Annotated in this window: 18 protein-coding genes and 1 riboswitch; of the genes, 13 read left to right on the top strand and 5 right to left on the bottom strand. The window is 63.5% G+C overall.

From position 1 onward, the window contains the following. The first annotated feature begins 7 nt into the window (after positions 1-7). Positions 8-1,957 carry a molybdopterin biosynthesis protein gene (locus VKR55_RS13235; protein ID WP_324403893.1) on the top strand — a complete coding sequence of 650 codons (1,950 nt, stop codon included), beginning with the start codon at positions 8-10 and terminating at the stop codon, positions 1,955-1,957. Position 1,958: 1 nt separating this feature from the next. Here the strand turns inward: VKR55_RS13235 and VKR55_RS13230 are convergent, their stop codons facing one another. The 4 genes from VKR55_RS13230 to VKR55_RS13215 form a co-directional block, all read right to left on the bottom strand. Further along, positions 1,959-2,852, bottom strand: a complete 894-nt coding sequence (locus VKR55_RS13230) for a helix-turn-helix transcriptional regulator (protein WP_324403892.1) — start codon at positions 2,850-2,852, stop codon at positions 1,959-1,961. 92 nt (positions 2,853-2,944) lie between these two features. Beyond that, positions 2,945-3,682 (bottom strand): SDR family NAD(P)-dependent oxidoreductase, encoded by a 738-nt coding sequence (locus tag VKR55_RS13225; RefSeq protein WP_414642357.1) that lies wholly within the window; start codon positions 3,680-3,682, stop codon positions 2,945-2,947. A 16-nt stretch (positions 3,683-3,698) separates the two neighbouring features. Continuing rightward, positions 3,699-4,319, bottom strand: coding sequence for a molybdenum cofactor guanylyltransferase MobA (gene mobA, locus VKR55_RS13220; protein ID WP_324403891.1), 621 nt, complete (start codon positions 4,317-4,319; stop codon positions 3,699-3,701). Further along, a complete protein-coding gene (locus tag VKR55_RS13215; RefSeq protein WP_324403890.1) occupies positions 4,309-5,199 on the bottom strand; it encodes a formate dehydrogenase accessory sulfurtransferase FdhD in 891 nt (296 codons plus the stop codon). The genes mobA and VKR55_RS13215 overlap by 11 nt, the downstream gene beginning before the upstream one ends. Positions 5,200-5,391: 192 nt before the next feature. Between VKR55_RS13215 and mobB the strand changes: the two genes are divergently transcribed. From mobB to fdhF, 10 genes are all read left to right on the top strand, one after another. After that, positions 5,392-5,913 carry a molybdopterin-guanine dinucleotide biosynthesis protein B gene (gene mobB / locus VKR55_RS13210; RefSeq protein WP_324403888.1) on the top strand — a complete coding sequence of 174 codons (522 nt, stop codon included), beginning with the start codon at positions 5,392-5,394 and terminating at the stop codon, positions 5,911-5,913. Positions 5,914-5,917: 4 nt separating this feature from the next. Then, a complete protein-coding gene (locus tag VKR55_RS13205) occupies positions 5,918-7,171 on the top strand; it encodes a molybdopterin molybdotransferase MoeA (protein WP_324403886.1) in 1,254 nt (417 codons plus the stop codon). A 12-nt stretch (positions 7,172-7,183) separates the two neighbouring features. Continuing rightward, positions 7,184-7,438: a sulfurtransferase TusA family protein gene (locus tag VKR55_RS13200; RefSeq protein ID WP_324403884.1), complete on the top strand. Its 255-nt coding sequence runs from the start codon at positions 7,184-7,186 to the stop codon at positions 7,436-7,438. Between the two features lie 212 nt (positions 7,439-7,650). Then, positions 7,651-7,711, top strand: a riboswitch (Fluoride riboswitch). A gap of 230 nt (positions 7,712-7,941) precedes the next feature. After that, on the top strand, positions 7,942-8,355 hold the full coding sequence (crcB, locus tag VKR55_RS13195; protein ID WP_324403882.1) for a fluoride efflux transporter CrcB: 414 nt from the start codon (positions 7,942-7,944) through the stop codon (positions 8,353-8,355). A 5-nt stretch (positions 8,356-8,360) separates the two neighbouring features. Further along, the gene (crcB, locus tag VKR55_RS13190) at positions 8,361-8,792 is read left to right on the top strand and encodes a fluoride efflux transporter CrcB (protein WP_324403880.1); all 432 of its coding nucleotides are present in this window, start codon (positions 8,361-8,363) and stop codon (positions 8,790-8,792) included. A 2-nt stretch (positions 8,793-8,794) separates the two neighbouring features. After that, positions 8,795-9,136, top strand: coding sequence for a DUF190 domain-containing protein (locus VKR55_RS13185; protein ID WP_324403879.1), 342 nt, complete (start codon positions 8,795-8,797; stop codon positions 9,134-9,136). A 995-nt stretch (positions 9,137-10,131) separates the two neighbouring features. After that, the gene (locus tag VKR55_RS13180) at positions 10,132-11,790 is read left to right on the top strand and encodes an OFA family MFS transporter (RefSeq protein ID WP_324403878.1); all 1,659 of its coding nucleotides are present in this window, start codon (positions 10,132-10,134) and stop codon (positions 11,788-11,790) included. 96 nt (positions 11,791-11,886) lie between these two features. Continuing rightward, on the top strand, positions 11,887-12,162 hold the full coding sequence (locus VKR55_RS13175; RefSeq protein WP_324403876.1) for a hypothetical protein: 276 nt from the start codon (positions 11,887-11,889) through the stop codon (positions 12,160-12,162). Between the two features lie 234 nt (positions 12,163-12,396). Beyond that, positions 12,397-14,100 carry an NADH-ubiquinone oxidoreductase-F iron-sulfur binding region domain-containing protein gene (locus tag VKR55_RS13170; RefSeq protein WP_324403874.1) on the top strand — a complete coding sequence of 568 codons (1,704 nt, stop codon included), beginning with the start codon at positions 12,397-12,399 and terminating at the stop codon, positions 14,098-14,100. After that, positions 14,097-16,862, top strand: a complete 2,766-nt coding sequence (gene fdhF / locus VKR55_RS13165) for a formate dehydrogenase subunit alpha (protein WP_324403872.1) — start codon at positions 14,097-14,099, stop codon at positions 16,860-16,862. Before VKR55_RS13170 ends, fdhF begins: the two co-directional genes overlap by 4 nt. A gap of 34 nt (positions 16,863-16,896) precedes the next feature. Here fdhF and VKR55_RS13160 read toward each other — a convergent pair whose 3' ends face one another. Next, entirely contained in the window at positions 16,897-17,703 is an 807-nt protein-coding gene (locus tag VKR55_RS13160) for a Crp/Fnr family transcriptional regulator (RefSeq protein WP_324403870.1), read from the bottom strand. Positions 17,704-18,248: 545 nt separating this feature from the next. Here VKR55_RS13160 and VKR55_RS13155 point away from each other — a divergent pair. Further along, on the top strand, positions 18,249-18,338 hold the full coding sequence (locus tag VKR55_RS13155) for a K(+)-transporting ATPase subunit F (RefSeq protein WP_324403868.1): 90 nt from the start codon (positions 18,249-18,251) through the stop codon (positions 18,336-18,338). A gap of 47 nt (positions 18,339-18,385) precedes the next feature. Then, on the top strand, positions 18,386-19,835 hold a 1,450-nt coding region (kdpA, locus tag VKR55_RS13150), incomplete at its 3' end, for a potassium-transporting ATPase subunit KdpA (protein WP_324403866.1).

Raw genomic sequence — 19,835 nt, 5'->3', positions numbered from 1 at the left:
GGATGTGATGACCAAGATACCCGCGCCGAAGCAAAGCGAAAACCTCGATCAGGACCAGTTCCTGACCATCCTGTCGCGTGAGGAGGCGCTGGCGCGCTTCGAAGCCGCGTTGTTCCCACGCGCGATCGCGAGCGAGCCGCGCCCGCTCGCCGATGCGCTCGGCGCTGCGCTTTCCGAGGACATCACCGCGCCGATCGACGTGCCGCCCTTCGACCGTTCCAATGTCGACGGCTTTGCGGTGCGCTCCGCCGATCTCGCTTCCGCCAGCGAAGCCGCACCGGTGCGGTTGAAACTCAATGACGAGGTGATCGCCTGCGGTGTCGCGCCAACCCGGCCGGTGTTGTCGGGCACGGCAACGCCGATCGCAACCGGCGGCCCGCTGCCGCGCGGCGCCGACGCCATCGTCATGGTCGAGCACACGCAACCATCGGGGGCGCGGGCGATCGAGGTTCGTCGCGCGGCCTCGCCCGGGCAATTCGTGTCTTATGCCGGCTCCGATATCGCGCGCGGCGAAGCGCTGCTGCGTGCAGGCACCATCATCGGCTCGCGCGAGATCGGCATGCTGGCCGCCTGTGGCATCGCCGAAGTGATGGTGGCGCGGAAGCCGCGCGTTGCGGTGATCTCGACCGGCGACGAGCTGGTGCAGCCAGGAGAGGCGCTTCGAGCCGCCGCGATCTACGACACCAATGGCGCGATCGTCGCCGCGGCGATCACCGAGAACGGCGGCGAGGCGTGCTTCATCGGCGCGATCAAGGACGATGAAGCTGCCCTCGAAGCGGCGATGCGCAGGGCGCTTGCCGACAGCGACATGCTGGTGCTGTCGGGCGGCACCTCCAAGGGCGCGGGCGACGTCTCGCACCGGATCATTGCCCGGCTCGGACAACCCGGCATCATTGCACACGGCATAGCGCTCAAACCCGGCAAGCCGCTGTGCCTTGCAGTCTGCGACGGCAAGCCGGTCGTGATCCTGCCGGGCTTCCCGACCTCGGCGATGTTCACCTTCCACGACATGATCGTGCCGGTGCTGCGGCGCTTGGCTGCTCTGCCGCCGCGCGCGGACGCGAAGGTGACAGCAAAAGTCCCCGTGCGTATCGCCTCCGAGCTCGGCCGCACCGAGTTCGTGATGGTGTCGCTGGTCGAGGGCGCCGATGGCCTGATCGCCTATCCCTCCGGCAAGGGCTCGGGCGCGATCACGTCCTTTGCGCAGGCCGACGGCTTCGTGAGGATCGATGCGCTCGCCGAGCAGATGCCTGCCGGGACCGAAGCCGAGGTGACGCTGTTCACGCCGCATGTGCGCGTGCCTGATCTCGTCATCGTCGGCAGCCACTGCACCGGGCTCGACCTCGTTACCGCATCGCTTTCGCATGCAGGTTTGACGGTGCGCTCGATCGCTGTCGGCAGCCTCGGAGGCCTCGCCGCCGCCAAGCGCGGCGAGTGCGATCTCGCGCCGATCCATCTGTTCGACGACAAGAGCGAGACCTACAACACGCCGTTCCTCTCCGATGGACTCGAGCTGGTGCCGGGCTGGCGGCGCATGCAGGGCATCGTGTTCCGCAAGGGCGATGCGCGTTTCGAAGGCAAGACGGTGCAGGAGGCGATGCGATCCGCGCTGGCCGATCCCGCCTGCGTCATGGTGAACCGCAACCAGGGCGCCGGCACGCGCATCCTGATCGATCGCCTGCTTGGAGAGGCGCGGCCTGACGGCTACTGGAACCAGCCGCGCTCGCACAATGCGGTCGCCGCCGCAGTCAGCCAGCATCGCGCCGACTGGGGGCTGACGATTGCGCCGGTGGCGCACGCCTCCGGCCTCGGCTTCATTCCGCTCGCGGAAGAGCACTACGACTTCGCGCTGGTCAAGGCCCGCAAGCAGCGGCCGGCGGTGCAGGCCTTCCTCGATGCACTCGCCTCTGAAGACGCGCGCGCCGCGCTTGCAAAAGCCGGCTTCCGGCCGGCATGACTTACGCGGCAAATCGGATTTGCCCGGCGCCTTCCGCGTCATAGCCGGAAAGCTGCGTGGCGCGTACCTTTGAGCGATCCTCGCGCAGGAAGGTGACCAGCGCCTGCATCGAGGGGCGAAAATAGCTGCGCTGGCGCATCAACAGATCAAAACTCTCCCAGAGCAGTGGCACGAAATCGAGCCCCGCCGCTTTCGCCGCCGCGCGCGTGGCGATGCCGCAATCGGCCTGCCCGGCGCGGATGGTGGCGGCGAGGTCGGGACCCGTCAGACAGGGCGGCTCGCGCCGCCTGAGACTCTTCGTGCTCGTGCCGAGGCGCGCGAGCAGCGCCTCCAGCAGCAATTGCGCGCCGGCGCCGGGCTGGCGCATCGCTATCAGCGCGCCGGAGACCAGCACGTCCGACAGGCTGTTCAGGTGTCTGGGATTGCCGGGGGCGAGCAGCAATCCCTGCTCGCGCCGCGCGACGCCGACCAGCACGGCGTCATGCAGGCTCGGGATTCCCTTCAGCGCCGCGATATTGGCGTCCTCGGCGGCATGGTTGGAGACCTCGGCTCCGTGGAAGTGGATCGCAGCCGCGATCACCTCGCCGCGCTGCAGCCGCTCGACGCCGCGCATCGTGCCTTCGTTCAGCGAAGCCAGGCCCGAGCCGGATTCGCGCAAGCTCCACTCGAGCAGATCGTCCTGGCTGCCGCCGACAATCGGCGGTGGATCCGCAGCAATCATCCCTTGCGGACGCGCCAGTCCCGACAGCACCCAGAGATCCAGCTCGTGACGCGGAAACAGCCACTTGCCCGTTACCTTGCTGCAGGGGATCGCGCCCGCGGTCACCAACTCGTAGAGCTTGCGCTCACCGAGCCGCAGATAGTCCGCCGCCTCGCTCGTGGTCAGGAACTCCATCCTGCATTTCTATGCATATTCCTGATTGGGCTCAATGGATTCCCTATGGCCGGGAATCATTGCGGCCATGCGCAGAAGTGACTCAGCTATGACTAGACGAACGCCATTCCGCCATTCAGCACAATGGTTTGGCCGGTCATGTAGTCGTTACCGAGCGCCATCAGCACGGCTTGCGCTACCTCCTCCGGATGGCCGAGGCGGCCGAGCGGGATCCGTGCGGCAAGCTCCGTCCGACCGCTCATCATGTCGGTCGCGATCAGCGACGGCGCGACGGCATTGACGGTGATGCCGTCCTTCACCAGCCGCGCTGCATAGCCGCGGGTGAGACCTTCCATGGCGGCCTTCGAGGCATTGTAATGCGGGCCGATCGCGCCGGCTCCGCGCGCCGCACCCGAGGAGATATTGACGATGCGGCCCCACTTCTTCGCGCGCATCGATGGCACCACCGCCTGCGTGCACAAAAACGCCGATTTCAGGTTGACCGTGATGGTCCGGTCGAAGTCATCCTCGGTGAGATCATCGACGCCGCGCACGATTGCGATGCCCGCATTGTTGACGAGGATGTCGACCGGACCAAGCGTCGACCTGATGTGCTCGATCATCCTGGCGACGGAGGCGGCCTGCGACACGTCGGCGGCGACCGCGATCGCACGGTGGCCGGCCTTGTTGAGATCGGCGACCAGCGCATCGGCCGCATCTGCGCGCTCGCGATAATTCACCGCAACCGCAGCTCCCGCCTCGGCGAGCGCCACTGCGATCGCGGCCCCAATGCCGCGCGAGGCACCGGTCACCAGCGCGACCTTGTCCTTGAGATCCGGGGTGATGATCATCGACTGTCCTCTATTGTTAACCGCCGTCGAGGGCCGCGAGCCGATCCGCTTCCGCAATGTCGTCAATGGTGTTGGCGTTGAAGAAGGGATCGACCGGGCTTGTCGGCCAGGTCACGGTTGCAAGCCGATAGCGGGCGGTCCAGCGGTCGATCTTGCGGATGTCTTCCTCGACCAGCGCGTGGCGAAGCTCGCCGCGCAAGCGCACGCTCCACAGCCCGATCACCGGATGCGTCTGTCCATCGGAGGCCGCGACCGCGAGCTCGGCATTTACCGCGATGCGCGCCGCATCGAGCCTCGCCACCAGATCGCGCGGCAGGAACGGGCAATCGGCCGCGGCGCTCAGCACGAATTTCACCTCGGTCCGATGCGCGGCCATCCAGTCGAGTGCCGTAAGGATTCCGGCGAGCGGCCCTGGAAAATCGGCAATCGTGTCGGCGATCACAGGCAGCCCAAACGCTGCAAAGCGCGCGGGATCGCCGTTGGCGTTGAGGATCAGGCCATCGCATTGGGGTCCGAGCCGCGCGATGACACGCGCGAGGATCGTCTTACCCGCGATGGTGCGCATCGGTTTGTCGCCGCCGCCCATCCGCCGCGCCAGCCCGCCAGCGAGCAGCACGGCAGGAATTTTACTCGTCACGGCTCTCGCCCTTGCGCTTGTGCCGCGCCGATTCTTCCTCGACGTAATCGAGGTTCTGGTCGTGGACGATGCGCTCTTCGCCCGAGAGCGCGATGAAGCGCTTGCCGCGCGTGCGCCCGACCAGGGTCAGCCCCACCTGCCGGGCCAGATCGACGCCCCAGGCGGTAAAGCCCGAGCGCGAGACCAGAATGGGAATGCCCATCCGCACCGTCTTGATCACCATCTCCGAGGTGAGCCGCCCGGTCGTGTAGAGGATCTTGTCGCCCGCATCGACGCCATGACGGAACATCCAGCCCGCGATCTTGTCGACGGCGTTGTGGCGACCGACATCCTCGGTGTAGCAGATGGGTGTGCCTTGCTTGCACAGCACGCAGCCATGGATCGCGCCGGCCTCGAGATACAGCGAGGGCATGGTGTTGATCGCGTGCGTCATCTGGTAGAGCCAGGAGGTGCGCAGCTCCGCTTTCGGCAGCGCTACGCTCCCGACCGCTTCCAGGAGATCGCCGAACGCGGTGCCCTGAGCGCAGCCGGACGTCTGCGTCCGCTTCTTCAGCTTCGCCTCGAAATTGGTGTGATGCCCGGTGCGGACCACGACGACCTGAAGATCGTCGTCATATTCGACCTCGGTGACGACGTCGCTGTATTTCAGCATGTTCTGATTGAGCAGGTAGCCGAGCGCGAGATATTCCGGATAGTCGCCGATCGTCATCATGGTGACGATCTCCTGCGCATTCAGATAAAGCGTCAGCGGCCGCTCGACCGGCACCTTGATCTCGGTCTTTGCCCCCGTCTGGTCGACGCCGGTCACGCGCTCGGTCAGCCTGGGATCGTCCGGGTTCGGCACGATCAGGGGGATGGGGGCTTTCTCGATCTTCATCATGGCGTGCAGGCTAGCATGACAGCGGCTTCCAGCCGATATAAGTATGGCTGAACAGCGAGAAATCTATCCCCTGACTCGTCATTGCGAGGAGCGAAGCGACGAAGCAATCCATGTTTCAGCAAGCGGAGAAATGGATTGCTTCGCTTCGCTCGCAATGACGAAAAACGGTGGGTTCCGGAGATCGATTTGAGCATGAAAGTGATAGGCCTCGCAGGCTGGAGCGGTGCCGGCAAGACCACCCTGCTGACGCGGGTGATCCCGCTGCTGCGCGCCGACGGCCTTCGCGTCTCCGTGATCAAGCACGCCCATCACAAGTTCGACGTCGATAGGCCCGGCAAGGATTCCTGGCGCCATCGCGAGGCGGGCGCCGAGGAGGTGCTGGTGTCATCCGCCAATCGCTGGGCCTTGATGCATGAGCTGCGTGGCGAGCGCGAGCCGCGGCTTCCGGAACTCTTGCGAAGACTGTCGCCGGTCGATCTCGTCGTGATCGAAGGCTACAAGACCGAGCCGCATCGCAAGATCGAGATCTTTCGCGCGGCAAACGAGAAACCGTTCCTGTTTCCGACCGACCCCGACATCGTCGGCATCGCCGCCGACGTCGCGGTTGAAACGAGCCTGCCGACCGCCCATCTCGACGACATCCCTGCTATTGCCGCGATGATGCGGCGGTTTGCGATTCCCATCGACGATGCGTTGGCGATGGCCGAGATGTAAGAGAATGGCGCAACTCTCCGACGATTGCTTTGCCTTTGGCGGGCCGATGATGTCGGTGGATGAGGCCGTCGGTCTCATCACCGCGCGCGTGACAGCGGTCGGCGAGACCGAGCGCGTGGCGCTGGTCGAGGCCGATGGCCGCATTCTCGCGCGCGAGGTCGTGGCCCCCTTGCCGCTGCCGCCCTTCACCAATTCCGCGGTCGACGGCTATGCCGTTCAGGCGAGCGACTTGCCGCGCGGCAAGGAGCAGGCGTTTCCGGTTGCAGGCCGCGTGCCGGCGGGCGCTTCGGCGACTGCGGCGCGGCCCGGGCAGGCGGTGCGCATCTTCACCGGCGCGCCGATGCCTCAGGGCACCGACACCGTGTTCATGCAGGAAGACGTGCGGATTGATGCATCGGGCAACGTCGTGCTGCCGGCGGGGCTGAAGGCGGGCGCCAATGTACGGCCCGCGGGCGAGGATATTCCGGAAGGCCACGTTGCGCTGAGGGCCGGCCAGCGTCTGCGGCCGCAGGATATCGCGCTCGCCGCTGCCTTCGGCCTGACCGAGCTGGACGTGACGAGACGCATTCGCGTCGTCGTATTTTCGACCGGCGATGAGCTGGCTTCACCAGGCAAACCACGCGGCGCCGCGCAGCTCTTCGACTCCAACCGCTTCATGCTGATGGCGATGCTTCGGCGGCTCGGCTGCGAGGTCGGTGATCTCGGCATTATGCGCGATGCGCGCGAGCCGCTGGCGGCAGCCTTGAAAGAGGTCGCGAGCCGTCACGATCTGATCCTCACCACAGGCGGCGTCTCGACCGGCGAGGAGGATCATGTCAAGGCCGGTGTCGAGAGCGCGGGATCACTTGTGCTGTGGCGGATGGCCATCAAGCCGGGCCGCCCGGTAGCGATGGGCATCATCGGCGGCACGCCGTTCATCGGCCTTCCCGGCAATCCGGTGGCGAGCTTCGTCACCTTCGTCCATGTCGTTCGTCCGACCGTGCTTGCGCTTTCGGGGGCTGCGCCTTCGCCATTCGTGCCGATGCCGGTGCGTGCGGCCTTCACTTACAAGAAGAAGAGCGGCCGGCGCGAATATGTTCGCGCCGTGCTCCGCCGCGCCGAGGATGGCGCGCTGGAGGCGTTGAAATTTCCGCGCGAGGGCGCCGGGCTGTTGTCGTCGCTGGTCGATACCGACGGCCTGGTCGAGCTCGGCGAGACCGTGACCAGGGTCGAGCCCGGCGAGCGCGTCGGCTTTCTCGGCTATGCCAACCTCCTGTAAAGTCGCACACGCATGACCACGACCAAGCTCGACCTCACCGGCCTCAAATGTCCGCTGCCGGCGCTCAAGACGCGCAAGGCGCTGAAATCAGTGCCCCCTGGCGATCGTCTCGAAGTGCATTGCACCGATCCCCTGTCGGTAATCGACATCCCGAACCTGATCCGCGAGACCGGCGACAAGGTCGAGATCACCGCGCGCGATGAAAAGAAGATCGTGTTCCTGATCGAGAAGCTGAAAGGGTCGGAGAAAAAAGATGTTCCGTCTTGAGGTCGTCATTCCGGGGCGCGCGTCAGCGCGAGCCCGGAATCCATAACCACAGGCCGTCAAGATGGACACGTTGGCCAACGAGCATTTCAAATCACGAAAAGCCGTGGTCATGGATTGCGGGCGCAGCCCTTGCGGGCTGCCCCGGAATGACGAGGCCAGGTGGCCTGGAGAAAGTGACGCTATTGCGCGCCTGCGGAGGATGCACTACGCTTTGAGCGGATGGGGATGGGGTCCCCCGATAACCGCCGCAAGGCTGATGACTCCTGCCAGGCGCTTTGCGTCGGTAGGAGGCTGTCCAAATTCCTCCGCGATAAGCAACTGGTTCGCCCGTCGTGCGCTGCGCGAAAGGTGACGCATGATCGGGTGTTGCGACATGACGGGGCGTGGCCCCGGCCCGTGGACATGCGTCTGCGGGCTAAAGAAGGAGGCGGACGTAAAGTCCACAGCGGCGATGAAAGATGTTTCCGCTTTTTTTGGCGAACCAAAGGGACATTTCTGAACCCATGACCAGTCTGATCTCAGTACCCATGACCAGTCTGATTTCCGTTGTCCTGGGCAGTATTCTCGGCGGCATCGCGCGCTACTTCATCTCCGGTGTCGTCGCGAGACGGGTCGGCGAGACGTTTCCGTGGGGCACGCTTTTCATCAATGTCAGCGGAGCTTTCCTGATTGGAATCCTCGGCGACATGGCAGAAGACAAGGCCTCGCTGATGGCTTCGCCGGATCCTTGGCTCTTCGCCGTGACGGGCTTCCTTGGCTGCTACACCACGGTCTCCTCCTTCAGCCTGCAAACGCTGTCCCTGGCACGAGACGGACAGAGTAGCCGTGCGCTGGGCTATGTCGTCATTTCGGTCGCTTTCTCGCTTGCGGCCGCTGCCGCAGGCTTCGCCCTGGTCGATTGGATGAAAATGAGCTGATCTCGATGAGCGGCAAGAAGACCAACGCCACCCATTCGAAAACGGCGATCCTGTACACCCACGTTGCGATCGGCGCCGTGCTGGGTGGGCTGGCGCGCTGGCTCGCATCCCTGGTGATCCCTTCGGTTTCGGGATTCCCGCTGGCAACGCTGTTCGTGAATGTCACGGGTTCCTTCATTATCGGGTTTTACGGTACCATCAGTGGACCCGACGGCCGATGGTTTGCGAGCGCAGAGCAGCGCCAGTTCGTCATGACCGGATTTTGTGGAGGCTACACCACGTTCTCGTCCTTCAGCCTCGAAACGGTGAGGCTGTTGCGCGCCGGCCTAACGCAGACGGCGCTCTTGAACATAGGCGTCTCGGTCGTGACCTGGCTGCTCGCCGTCTGGCTCGGACACGTGGTGGCGAGCCGGCTCAATCGTTTGAAGGGGGACTAGCGATGCAAATCCCGAAACAGGCTGTGCTGCTCCGCATTTTCATTGGCGAGAACGACCGCTCCCACGGAAAGCCGCTCTATGAGGCGATCGTGCTGAAGGCGCGCGAGCAGCATCTCGCCGGAGCCACGGTCCTGCGCGGACCCATGGGCTTCGGCGCTTCCAGCCGGCTTCACACCGCCAAGATCCTTCGCCTCTCCGAGGATTTGCCGCTCGTGATCGAGATCGTCGACAGCGAGGAGAAGATCAACGCGTTCCTGCCGACGCTGGACGGCATGATGACAAGCGGCCTGATCACCCTGGAAAAGGTGCAGGTCCTCCAATACGGGACCCAGGCCGGGGGTTGATTCCGGCCAGGCGACGGGCAAATCACCTTGCGTCACTTTGCTTTATCAGAAGTAATGTCAAGCTCTGTGAGCAAAAATATTCCGCTTCCGTTTTCCGGAAATACATGATTGTCTCTGCGCATCCCGCCTCCGAAAAGAGGGGCGCTTCGCGATCGTCACGAACGTTGGGTGCGGGATGCGATGGACGCGGGCGGCATCAGCTGACGAGTGATGTCTCTCGCGGACGAGCGAAATCGTGCGGTCCCGACGCCCCGACGCTGGCGTCAACCCCCGGGTCATAAGCCCGGGGGGACGGAGGCTAACAAGCCCGGCACTCCGAGGAGACCACGTATAAGCCGTAAACCATCGCGCAGGGAATGCCGGAGTGTGTTCGGTTGTACCTGTAGCTGACTCGTGTGCGTTCCTAGCGCATTTGCTGCACACGAGGCCTGCGGGTGCAACGGCACCCGGCATTCCCTGCGCCCTCACTTCTTGGGGGCAAAGCCTGATCCAAAACCCGGGCGACGCGAGCCGCGGGAACGAGGCCGTATGTGTCGGAACAGACGGCTGCGCCTTATAAGGGCCGTTCTTCAACGCGAGCCTGCGCCTCAGGCAGGCGATGGTTCTGATAGAAAAGATCAATCGCTCAATTGGGGAAAGTAATCGATGTCAGCGTGGTTCAGGCCGGCGAGTTGCAAAACCGGTGGGCGCTACCTTTTGCCTATCGACATGCCCGACCGCTTCTGCCCCAATCCGTTATCTCCGCGAGAGGGCGGATGCCGAGTCGTGTCTTGCGCACGCGTGGCGTGGGGGCTTTTGCAAATTTCACTTTCGCGCCGCACAATGGCGTGTCGGCAATGTTGCGCCTAAGCTGGTGTTGACGCTTCGCATGCGCTTGGCGATCCCGGCGCATTCGGGCGTGCTGCGGAGCAACAATGGGCGTTGTTGGTCTGCGCTGGAAGCAGGGATCGATCAGGGCAGGCTGATCCACGACGGATTGCTGCAGGGAGGGACGAATGGCTACAGCAGATACTGCCGGCGCTGTGAAAGGCGCCACAGGGGGAATCTTTGACCGCGAGCACACGATAGCGAAGGCCGGCTTCAATCGCTGGCTGGTACCGCCGGCCGCGCTCTGCATCCATCTGTGCATCGGCATGGCCTATGGCTTCTCGGTGTTCTGGCTGCCGCTGTCGCACGCGCTCCAGCCGTCGGGGGCAGCGAAGGCCTGCCCCAACATCTCGCTGTTCCAGGAGCTGTTCACCACCACTTGCGACTGGAAGGTCGCAAGCATGGGCTGGATGTTCACGCTGTTCTTCGTGTTCCTTGGCGTCTCGGCCGCGATCTGGGGCGGCTGGCTCGAGCGTGCCGGTCCCCGCAAGGCCGGCGCGGTGGCCGCGGTGTGCTGGGGCGGCGGCCTCATCATCGGCGCGTTCGGCATCTATGTGCATCAGCTCTGGATCATGTGGCTAGGCGCCGGCGTGATCGGAGGCGTCGGGCTTGGCCTCGGCTACATCTCGCCGGTCTCGACGCTGATCAAATGGTTCCCGGACCATCGCGGCATGGCGACCGGCATGGCCATCATGGGCTTCGGCGGCGGCGCCATGATCGGCGCGCCGCTTGCCAACAACCTGATCAATTACTTCAAGACTCCGACCGATGTCGGCGTCTGGCAGACATATGCCACCTTGGGTGTGATCTATTTCGTGTTCATGATGATCGGCGCCTTTGCCTATCGCGTGACGCCGGCCGGCTGGCAGCCCGACGGTTGGACGCCGCCGAGCGAAAGGAAGACGATGATCACCGAGCACAACGTCCATCTCGACAACGCGCACAAGACGCCGCAGTTCTGGCTGATCTGGTGGGTGTTGTGCTTGAACGTGTCGGCCGGTATCGGCGTGATCGGCATGGCCTCGCCGATGCTGCAGGAGATTTTCGCAGGCAAGCTGATCGGGCACCCCGAACTGAGCTTCAGTCAACTCGCGGCTGACCAGAAGGTGTTGATCGCCGGAATCGCGGCAGGCTTCGCCGGACTGCTGTCGCTGTTCAACATCGGTGGCCGGTTCTTCTGGGCCTCGCTGTCGGATTATATCGGGCGCAAGCCGACCTACTATTGCTTCTTCCTGCTTGGCATCGCGCTCTATGCCCTGGCGCCGACCTTTGCCAGCCTCGGTGCGAAAGCGCTGTTCGTGCTCGGCTTCGGCATCATCCTGTCGATGTATGGCGGTGGCTTTTCCACCGTGCCGGCATACCTCGCCGACATGTTCGGCACGCAGTTCGTCGGCGCCATCCACGGCCGGTTGCTCACGGCCTGGTCGACCGCCGGCATCATCGGCCCCGTGGTGGTGAACTACCTCCGCGAGTTCCAGCTTGCGGCCGGCGTTCCCCGTGACAAGCTCTACGACAGCACGATGTACGTGCTCTGCGCGATGCTGGTCGCCGGCCTGATCTGCAACTTTTTGGTCAAGCCGGTGAATCCCAAATGGCACATGAGCGAGGCCGAAGTCGCGAAGCTGCAGGCGGCTCACCTCAAGAACGGTGGAACGATCGAGCACGGCTCGTTCGGCATCGGCAGGGGCGGGCTCGACCTCAAGGCGGCGTTGTTCTGGCTGTTCGTCGGCGTGCCGCTCGCCTGGGGCGTCTGGAAAACGCTGCAAAGCGCGGCCAGTATCTTCTGATTGCTCACAGGCCGCGGGACGCTGACAACCGGCGTCCCGCGGCGTCTGCATTTTTCAAAAACGATCAAAGCAAACGGACTTAAAGGGGGAGACCACATGTTTCGCATCCGCGTTATTCTTGCAGCCACGCTGCTCGTTGCCGGCCTCCATGCTGCTGCAGCCCAGACCGCGACCGCACCGGCCGCTGCACCCGCTACCACCCAGGCCAAGCCGTCGAAGATGAAGCTGACGATGAAGAAACTGAAAGAAATGAAGGCCAGTTGGGCCGCCAACAAACCCAAGCTCAAGACCTGCCGCGCGGAGGTGAAGGCCAAGGGGCTCACCGGCGACGACCGCTGGTTCTACATCGAGGACTGCATGAACAAGAGTTGATCGAACAATCCGATCAGGTGATTGGAAAAGGGGGCATGACAGCGGCGCTGCATGCCCCTTTAATGCTGATAGAGGGGCTCTAGTTTCTTCTTGGCATCTGGCATGCCAGAGATTAGAGTCGAGGAAAGTGAGCGTGAGGACGGGAGCTGCGACCCAAAAAAAACTCATGCATAACAACAGACTAGAGCGCGGTTCGGTCGTTCGGAGGCTTGTCCGCGCGGGTGAGACGCTTCCATGAGTCATGACATTCACAAGGTTCGCGCGTTCGAGCATCCCGGTGAGGGCAAGAGGCGGGCGAAGGCCACGCCCAAGGGCCGCCAAGTCGATCCGACCGCCGCGTACGAGATCGAGGCGTTGCTGGGCGACCGGCCGCGACGGCGCGACCTCTTGATCGAGCACCTGCACCTGATCCAGGACAAATATCACCAGATTTCCGCGGCGCATCTTGCAGCCCTCGCCGACGAGATGAAGCTGTCCTTTGCCGAGGTGTTCGAGACCGCGACCTTCTACGCGCATTTCGACATCGTCAAAGAGGGTGAGCCCAGCATCGCCCCGCTCACCATCCGCGTCTGCGACTCGCTCACTTGCGCGATGCTCGGTGGCGAGCAACTGCTCAAGGATCTGCAAAGCAAGGCCGGTCCCGGCATCCGCGTGGTGCGCGCGCCCTGCGTCGGCCGCTGCGATACTGCGCCGGCGGCCGAGGTCGGCCACAACTTCGTGGACCATGCGACCGTGTCGAACGTGCTCGCCGCGGCGAAGGCCGGCGACACCCATTCGCATTTGCCCGACTATATCGGTTACGACAAATATGTCGCGGACGGCGGCTACAGGCTATTGCAGCGGCTGCGCTCGGGCGAATTGCCGAAAGAAAATCTCCTCAAGGCGCTGGACGATGCGAGCCTGCGCGGGCTCGGCGGCGCCGGCTTTCCGACGGGACGAAAATGGCGCGCGGTGCTCGGCGAGCCCGGTCCGCGGCTGATGGCGGTCAATGGCGACGAGGGCGAGCCCGGCACCTTCAAGGACCGCTACTATCTCGAAACCGATCCACATCGCTTCCTGGAGGGCACCCTGATCGGCGCTCACGTTGTGGAGGCAGCCGACGTCTACATCTACATGCGCGACGAATATCCGGCCTGCCGCGACATCCTCGAGCACGAGATCGCCAGGCTTCCAGCCGGTGGTCCAACACTGCATATGCGCCGCGGCGCCGGCGCCTATATCTGCGGCGAAGAATCGTCGCTGCTCGAGAGCATCGAAGGCAAGCGCGGGCTGCCGCGGCACAAGCCGCCTTATCCGTTCCAGGTTGGCCTCTTCGGTCTGCCGACGCTGATCAACAATGTCGAGACGTTGTGGTGGGTGCGCGACATCGTCGAGAAGGGAGCCGATTGGTGGAAGAGCCATGGCCGCAACGAGCGCCAGGGCTTGCGCAGCTTCTCGGTATCCGGACGTGTCAGGAATCCCGGCATGAAGCTCGCACCCGCCGGCATCACCGTGCGCGAGTTGATCGACGAATATTGCGGCGGCATGGCCGACGGCCACCAATTCTACGCCTATCTTCCCGGCGGGGCTTCCGGCGGCATCCTGCCGGCCTCGATGGACGACATCCCGCTGGATTTCGGCACGCTGGAAAAATACGGCTGCTTCATCGGTTCGGCCGCGATCGTGATCCTGTCGCAAAAGGACAGTGTTCGTGGTGCTGCGCTCAATCTGATGCGCTTCTTCGAGGACGAGAGTTGCGGTCAGTGCACGCCGTGTCGCGTCGGAACCCAGAAGGCGGCGATCCTGATGGAGAAGCCGGTCTGGAACCGGCAATTGCTCGACGAATTGAGCCAGGCCATGCGCGATGCGTCGATCTGCGGATTGGGCCAGGCAGCCTCGAATCCGCTGTCCTCGGTGATTAAATATTTCCCCGACGAGTTCAAGGACGCAGCCGAATGACGAAGATCAAGTTCGAACTCGACGGCAAGCAAGTCGAAGCCAAGCCCGGCGAGACCATCTGGCAGGTGGCCAAGCGCCAGGGACAGGAGATTCCGCATCTCTGTTATTCGCCTGCGCCGGACTACCGGCCCGATGGCAATTGCCGCGCCTGCATGGTCGAGATCGAGGGCGAGCGCGTGCTCGCCGCCTCCTGCAAGCGCACGCCGACCGTCGGCATGAAGGTCAAGACCGCAAGCGACCGCGCCGTCGCCGCGCAGAAAATGGTGATGGAGCTTCTGGTCGCCGATCAGCCCGCGCGTGCGACCTCGCACGACCCGGAGTCGAAGTTCTGGCGCTGGGCGGAGAAGACCGGCGTCACCGAAAGTCGCTTCCCCGCCGCCGAGCGCTGGCAGACCGATGCGAGCCATCCGGCGATGCGCGTCAATCTCGATGCCTGCATCCAGTGCGGCCTCTGTGTTCGCGCTTGTCGCGAGGTGCAAGTCAACGACGTGATCGGCATGGCCTATCGCAATCACGGCGCCAAGATCGTGTTCGACTTCGACGATCCCATGGGCGAGTCCACCTGCGTCGCCTGCGGCGAGTGCGTGCAGGCCTGTCCCACCGGTGCGCTGATGCCGGCGGTGATGCTCGACGACAAGCAGACGCGCGTCACCTATCCCGACCGCAAGGTGGATTCACTCTGCCCCTATTGCGGGGTCGGCTGCCAGGTCACCTATCAGGTCAAGGACGAGAAGCTGATCTATGCCGAAGGCCGCGATGGACCCGCGAACCACAATCGCCTCTGCGTCAAGGGCCGCTTCGGCTTCGACTACATCCATCATCCCAACCGCCTGACCAAGCCGCTGGTGAGGCTGCCGAACGTGGCGAAGGACGCCAACGATCAGGTCGATCCCGCCAATCCGTACACGCATTTCCGCGAGGCAAGCTGGGAAGAGGCGCTCGACATCGCGGCCAATGGTCTGAAGAGGATTCGCGACGAGAAGGGCGCGAAGGCGCTGGCGGGCTTCGGCTCGGCCAAGGGCTCGAACGAAGAAGCCTATCTGTTCCAGAAGCTGGTGCGCACCGGCTTCGGCTCCAACAATGTCGATCACTGCACGCGGCTGTGCCACGCCTCCTCGGTCGCGGCGCTGTTCGAGGGCTTGAGCTCGGGCGCGGTCTCGGCGCCGTTTGCCGCCGCGGAAGACGCCGATGTGATCATCGTGATCGGCGCCAACCCGACCGTGAACCATCCGGTCGCGGCCACCTTCATCAAGAACGCGGCCAAGCGCGGCGCCAGGCTGATCGTGATGGACCCACGCAAGCAGGCGCTGTCGCGCCACGCCTTCAAGCATCTCGCGTTCAAGCCCGGCAGCGACGTGGCGCTGCTGAATGCGATGATCAACACGATCATCACCGAGGGGCTCACCGACGAGCAATATATCGCCGGCTACACCGAGGGCTATGACGAGCTGAAGGCCAAGATCAAGGAGTTCACGCCGGAGAAGATGGCGCCGATCTGCGGTATCCCCGCGGAAACCCTGCGCGAGGTCGCGCGCCTCTATGCGCGCGCCAAGGCCTCGATCATCTTCTGGGGCATGGGCATCAGCCAGCACGTGCACGGGACGGATAATGCGCGCTGCCTGATCGCGCTCGCGCTGATCACGGGCCAGGTCGGCCGTCCCGGCACCGGCCTGCATCCGCTGCGCGGCCAGAACAACGTCCAGGGCGCGTCCGATGCCGGCTTGATCCCGATGTTCTTCCCTGACTATCAGCCGGTCGGCCGCGACGACATGCGCGGCGCCTTCGAGAAGCTGTGGGGTCAGAAGCTCGATCCCGAGCGCGGGCTCACCGTGGTCGAGATCATGAACGCGATCCACGCCGGCGAGATCACCGGCATGTATATCGAGGGCGAGAATCCCGCGATGTCGGACCCCGATCTGCAGCACGCGCGCGAGGCGCTGGCGAAACTCGAGCATCTCGTGGTGCAGGACCTGTTCGTCACCGAGACGGCGTTCCATGCCGATGTGATCCTGCCGGCATCGGCTTTTGCGGAGAAGACCGGCACCTTCACCAACACCGACCGTCGCGTGCAGCTCGCGCGCGAGATCATCAAGCCGCCGGGCGATGCGCGCCAGGATCTCTGGATCATCCAGGAGATCGGCAAGCGGATGGGACTGCCCTGGAACTATTCCGGCCCCGGCGAGGTCTATACCGAAATGGCGCAGTTGATGCCGTCGCTGGATAACATCTCGTGGGAACGGGTGGTGCGCGAGGGCGCTGTGACCTATCCGGCCGATGATCCGCACAAGCCCGGCAACGAGATCATCTTCACCGCGGGTTTCCCGACCGAGAGCGGCCGCGGCAAGATCGTGCCGGCGAAGGTGCAGCCGCCGGACGAATTGCCTGACGACGACTATCCGATGGTGCTGTCGACGGGGCGCGTGCTCGAGCACTGGCACACCGGGGCGATGACGCGGCGAGCGAGCGTGCTCGATGCCATTGAGCCAGAGGCGGTGGCGTTCATGTCGCCCAAGGACATGCGGCGCAAGAGGCTCGTGCCCGGCGATTTCATTCGCCTGGAGACGCGCCGCGGCGCGATCGAGGTCAAGGTCCGCGCCGATAGCGATGTGCCGGAGAACATGGTGTTCATGCCGTTCTGCTACGCGGAGGCCGCCGCCAATTTGCTGACCAATCCGACGCTCGACCCGTTCGGGAAGATCCCCGAGTTCAAGTTCTGCGCGGTGCGCGCGGAGCCGATCGGGATCAGGACGGCGGCGGAATAGGGCGACGGCCGGGATCAATCGATCCGGACGGCCTTCAGTTGGCGGAGATCGTCTGCGCCGCGATCTTGTTCTGCGCGATGATGGCTTCGGCCCGCGCGAGGTTTTCCAGCAGGCGCTGGCTGGTCAAGACAAGGAAGTAATAGCCGAACTGCGGGTTCTGGAAGTAGATCTCGAGGAGCTTTTCATAGGTGATGGTCAGAACTTGGCCATCCTCGATACATTCGATCGTCGCGGTCCGGCGGTTGTCGGGCGTGAGGAAACCGAGCTCGCCCATCAGCCGCCCCGGCGGAACATCGAGGTTGATTTCGATAACCCGGAATCTGCCGGTGACAGTCAACAGCATTTCGTCGGCTGCGTCGCCTTTCTTCATCAGGATATCGCCCTTGCGATACCTGCGCTGGGTCATGAACGGCTTGAGCCACTCCATCGACATGTCGCCCTCTGTTGCGGTGCGCGCCTTCTTCACCAGAGCGAGCATTTGACGAAGGCGGTAGGCATTGATGGGAATCATCAGGAGATAAAGGAGAAAGGTCGTGACGGCTCCGGTAAGCGCGCCGAAGATGGCGAAGAATGCGCAACCGATCATGTTCGCGACCCGTAGCGGCACCATCGTGTGCGTCAGCAAGGTGGCGACAAAGAAGACCGCGCCGATCAGGGCGAACATGTTGGCAAGCGTGATGTTGTGCAGAAAGATTTCCAGCAGGCGGTTGAAGATGGCCTGCCAGGTCACGTCGTTCGGATCGAGACCCATCTGAATCAGGATCTCCGCGAACCTGAGGTTGTTGGTTGCCGCGTCGAGAATGCGATCCAGAATGCTGGACATGTCTGCGCTGAGGATCATTTGGTTTCGCCAAAGTGTTGTGTATCCCAATACCGGACATCAATTCCGGTTGAGACTATAGCGTTCGTCAAGTCAAACGAAAGACTCGGCGAGCGCAGGATAGGGCGCAAACAGGAATCCGGCGACCGTCGGCAGCACCACCAGAAATCACAAAGGTGGCATGAACGCCTATACCGCTCTTATGCTTCGGCCCGGCGGCATGTCTCGATTTCCGATGGCCTTTGCGCCCATCTTCCTGAGTTAAAGGCTAACGCCTGATTCAGGGAAGACGAGCGATGACCTTCTTTCACTTGCACCATGATGACGTCGGTCTTTATGAGATTCCTATAACTTTGGCATAGCGATCTTCTCGAAAACCTATGCATCGGGTGGCACTTCTGCGCCCGAACCAGAAGCGGAGCACCGCGCGGCCTTAAGGCCCCGCGGCCATCGCGCATAGGAGCATCCCATGATGGACATCTTTATGTCGGCGCTTGCGCTGGCCTTCTTCGCGGCCGCGATCGGCTACACCTACGCTTGCGAACGGCTTTGAGCAGGAGGGAGCCATGACCTTCGACTATTCGCTCGCCGGCCTCGTCTCGCTCGGCCTTCTCTTCTACCTCACCTACGCCCTGCTGCGGCCCGAGCGGTTCTGACCGCGCCCTTCTCACGCCTCGCGCATCATCTCAAAGGCGAAAATCCCATGACCGTCATCGGCTGGATTCAAATTATTCTTTACTGCGCGATCGTGGTCGCGCTGGTGAAACCGCTCGGCTGGTACATGACGCGCGTGTTCAACGGCGAGCGGACTTTCCTGTCACCGGTCCTGCGCCCGGTGGAGGCCGGCCTTTACTGGATCAGCGGCATCGACGACAGGCGCGAGCAGCATTGGCTGACCTACACGATCTCGATGCTGCTGTTCCACGTCGGTGGCTTCTTCATCATCTACGGCGTGATGCGCCTGCAGGCGATGCTGCCGTTCAATCCCGCCGGACAAACGGCGGTATCGGAAGATCTCTCCTTCAATACGGCAATCTCCTTCATCACCAACACCAACTGGCAGAACTACGGCGGCGAGAGCACCGTTTCCTATCTCGTGCAGATGCTCGGCCTGACGCACCAGAACTTCTTGTCGGCGGCAACGGGTATCGCGCTGGCGGTCGCGCTGATCCGCGGCTTTGCCCGGTCCTCGATGCGCACCATCGGCAATTTCTGGGTCGACGTCACCCGCTGCACGCTCTATGTGCTGCTGCCGATCTGCATCGTCTACGCTCTCTTCCTCGTCTGGCAGGGCATGCCGCAGACGCTCGGCGCTTATGTCGACGCCACCACACTCGAGGGCGGCAGGCAGACCATCGCCGTCGGCCCGGTCGCCTCGCAGGTCGCGATCAAGATGCTCGGCACCAATGGCGGCGGCTTCTTCAACGCCAACGCCGCGCATCCCTTCGAGAACCCGACCGCGCTGTCAAACTTCGTGCAGATGATCTCGATCTTCGCGATCGGCGCGGCGCTGACCAACGTGTTCGGTCGCATGGTCGGCAACCAGCGCCAGGGCTGGGCGATCCTCGCGGTCATGGGCGTGCTGTTCCTCGCTGGCGTCACTATCGCCTACTGGGCTGAGGCCAACGGCACCACTGCGCTCGATGCGCTCGGGCTGACTGGCGGCAACATGGAAGGCAAGGAAGTCCGTTTCGGTATCGTGGGGTCGTCGCTGTTCGCCGTCATCACCACGGCCGCCTCCTGCGGCGCGGTGAACGCGATGCATGACAGCTTCACCGCACTCGGCGGCATGATCCCGCTGATCAACATCCAGCTCGGCGAAATTATCGTCGGTGGCGTCGGCTCCGGTCTCTACGGCATGCTGTTGTTCGTCGTGCTCTCGATCTTCGTGGCAGGCCTGATGGTTGGCCGCACGCCGGAATATGTTGGCAAGAAGATCGAGGCGCGCGAGGTCAAGATGGCGATGCTTGCCATTCTGGTGCTGCCCTTGATGTATCTCGGCTGGACCGCCGTTGCGGTGGCGCTGCCCTCGACGGTTGCGGCGATGAACAATGCCGGGCCGCATGGCTTCACCGAAGTGCTCTACGCCTACACGTCGGCCACCGGCAATAACGGCTCGGCGTTTGGCGGCCTGTCCGGCAACACCTTCTTCT

The sequence above is a fragment of the Bradyrhizobium sp. genome (assembly GCF_035309285.1).
Classification (GTDB): Bacteria; Pseudomonadota; Alphaproteobacteria; order Rhizobiales; family Xanthobacteraceae; genus Bradyrhizobium.
Note: the sequence above shows the minus strand (reverse complement) of the source record. Positions and strands in the feature narration are given on the sequence as shown.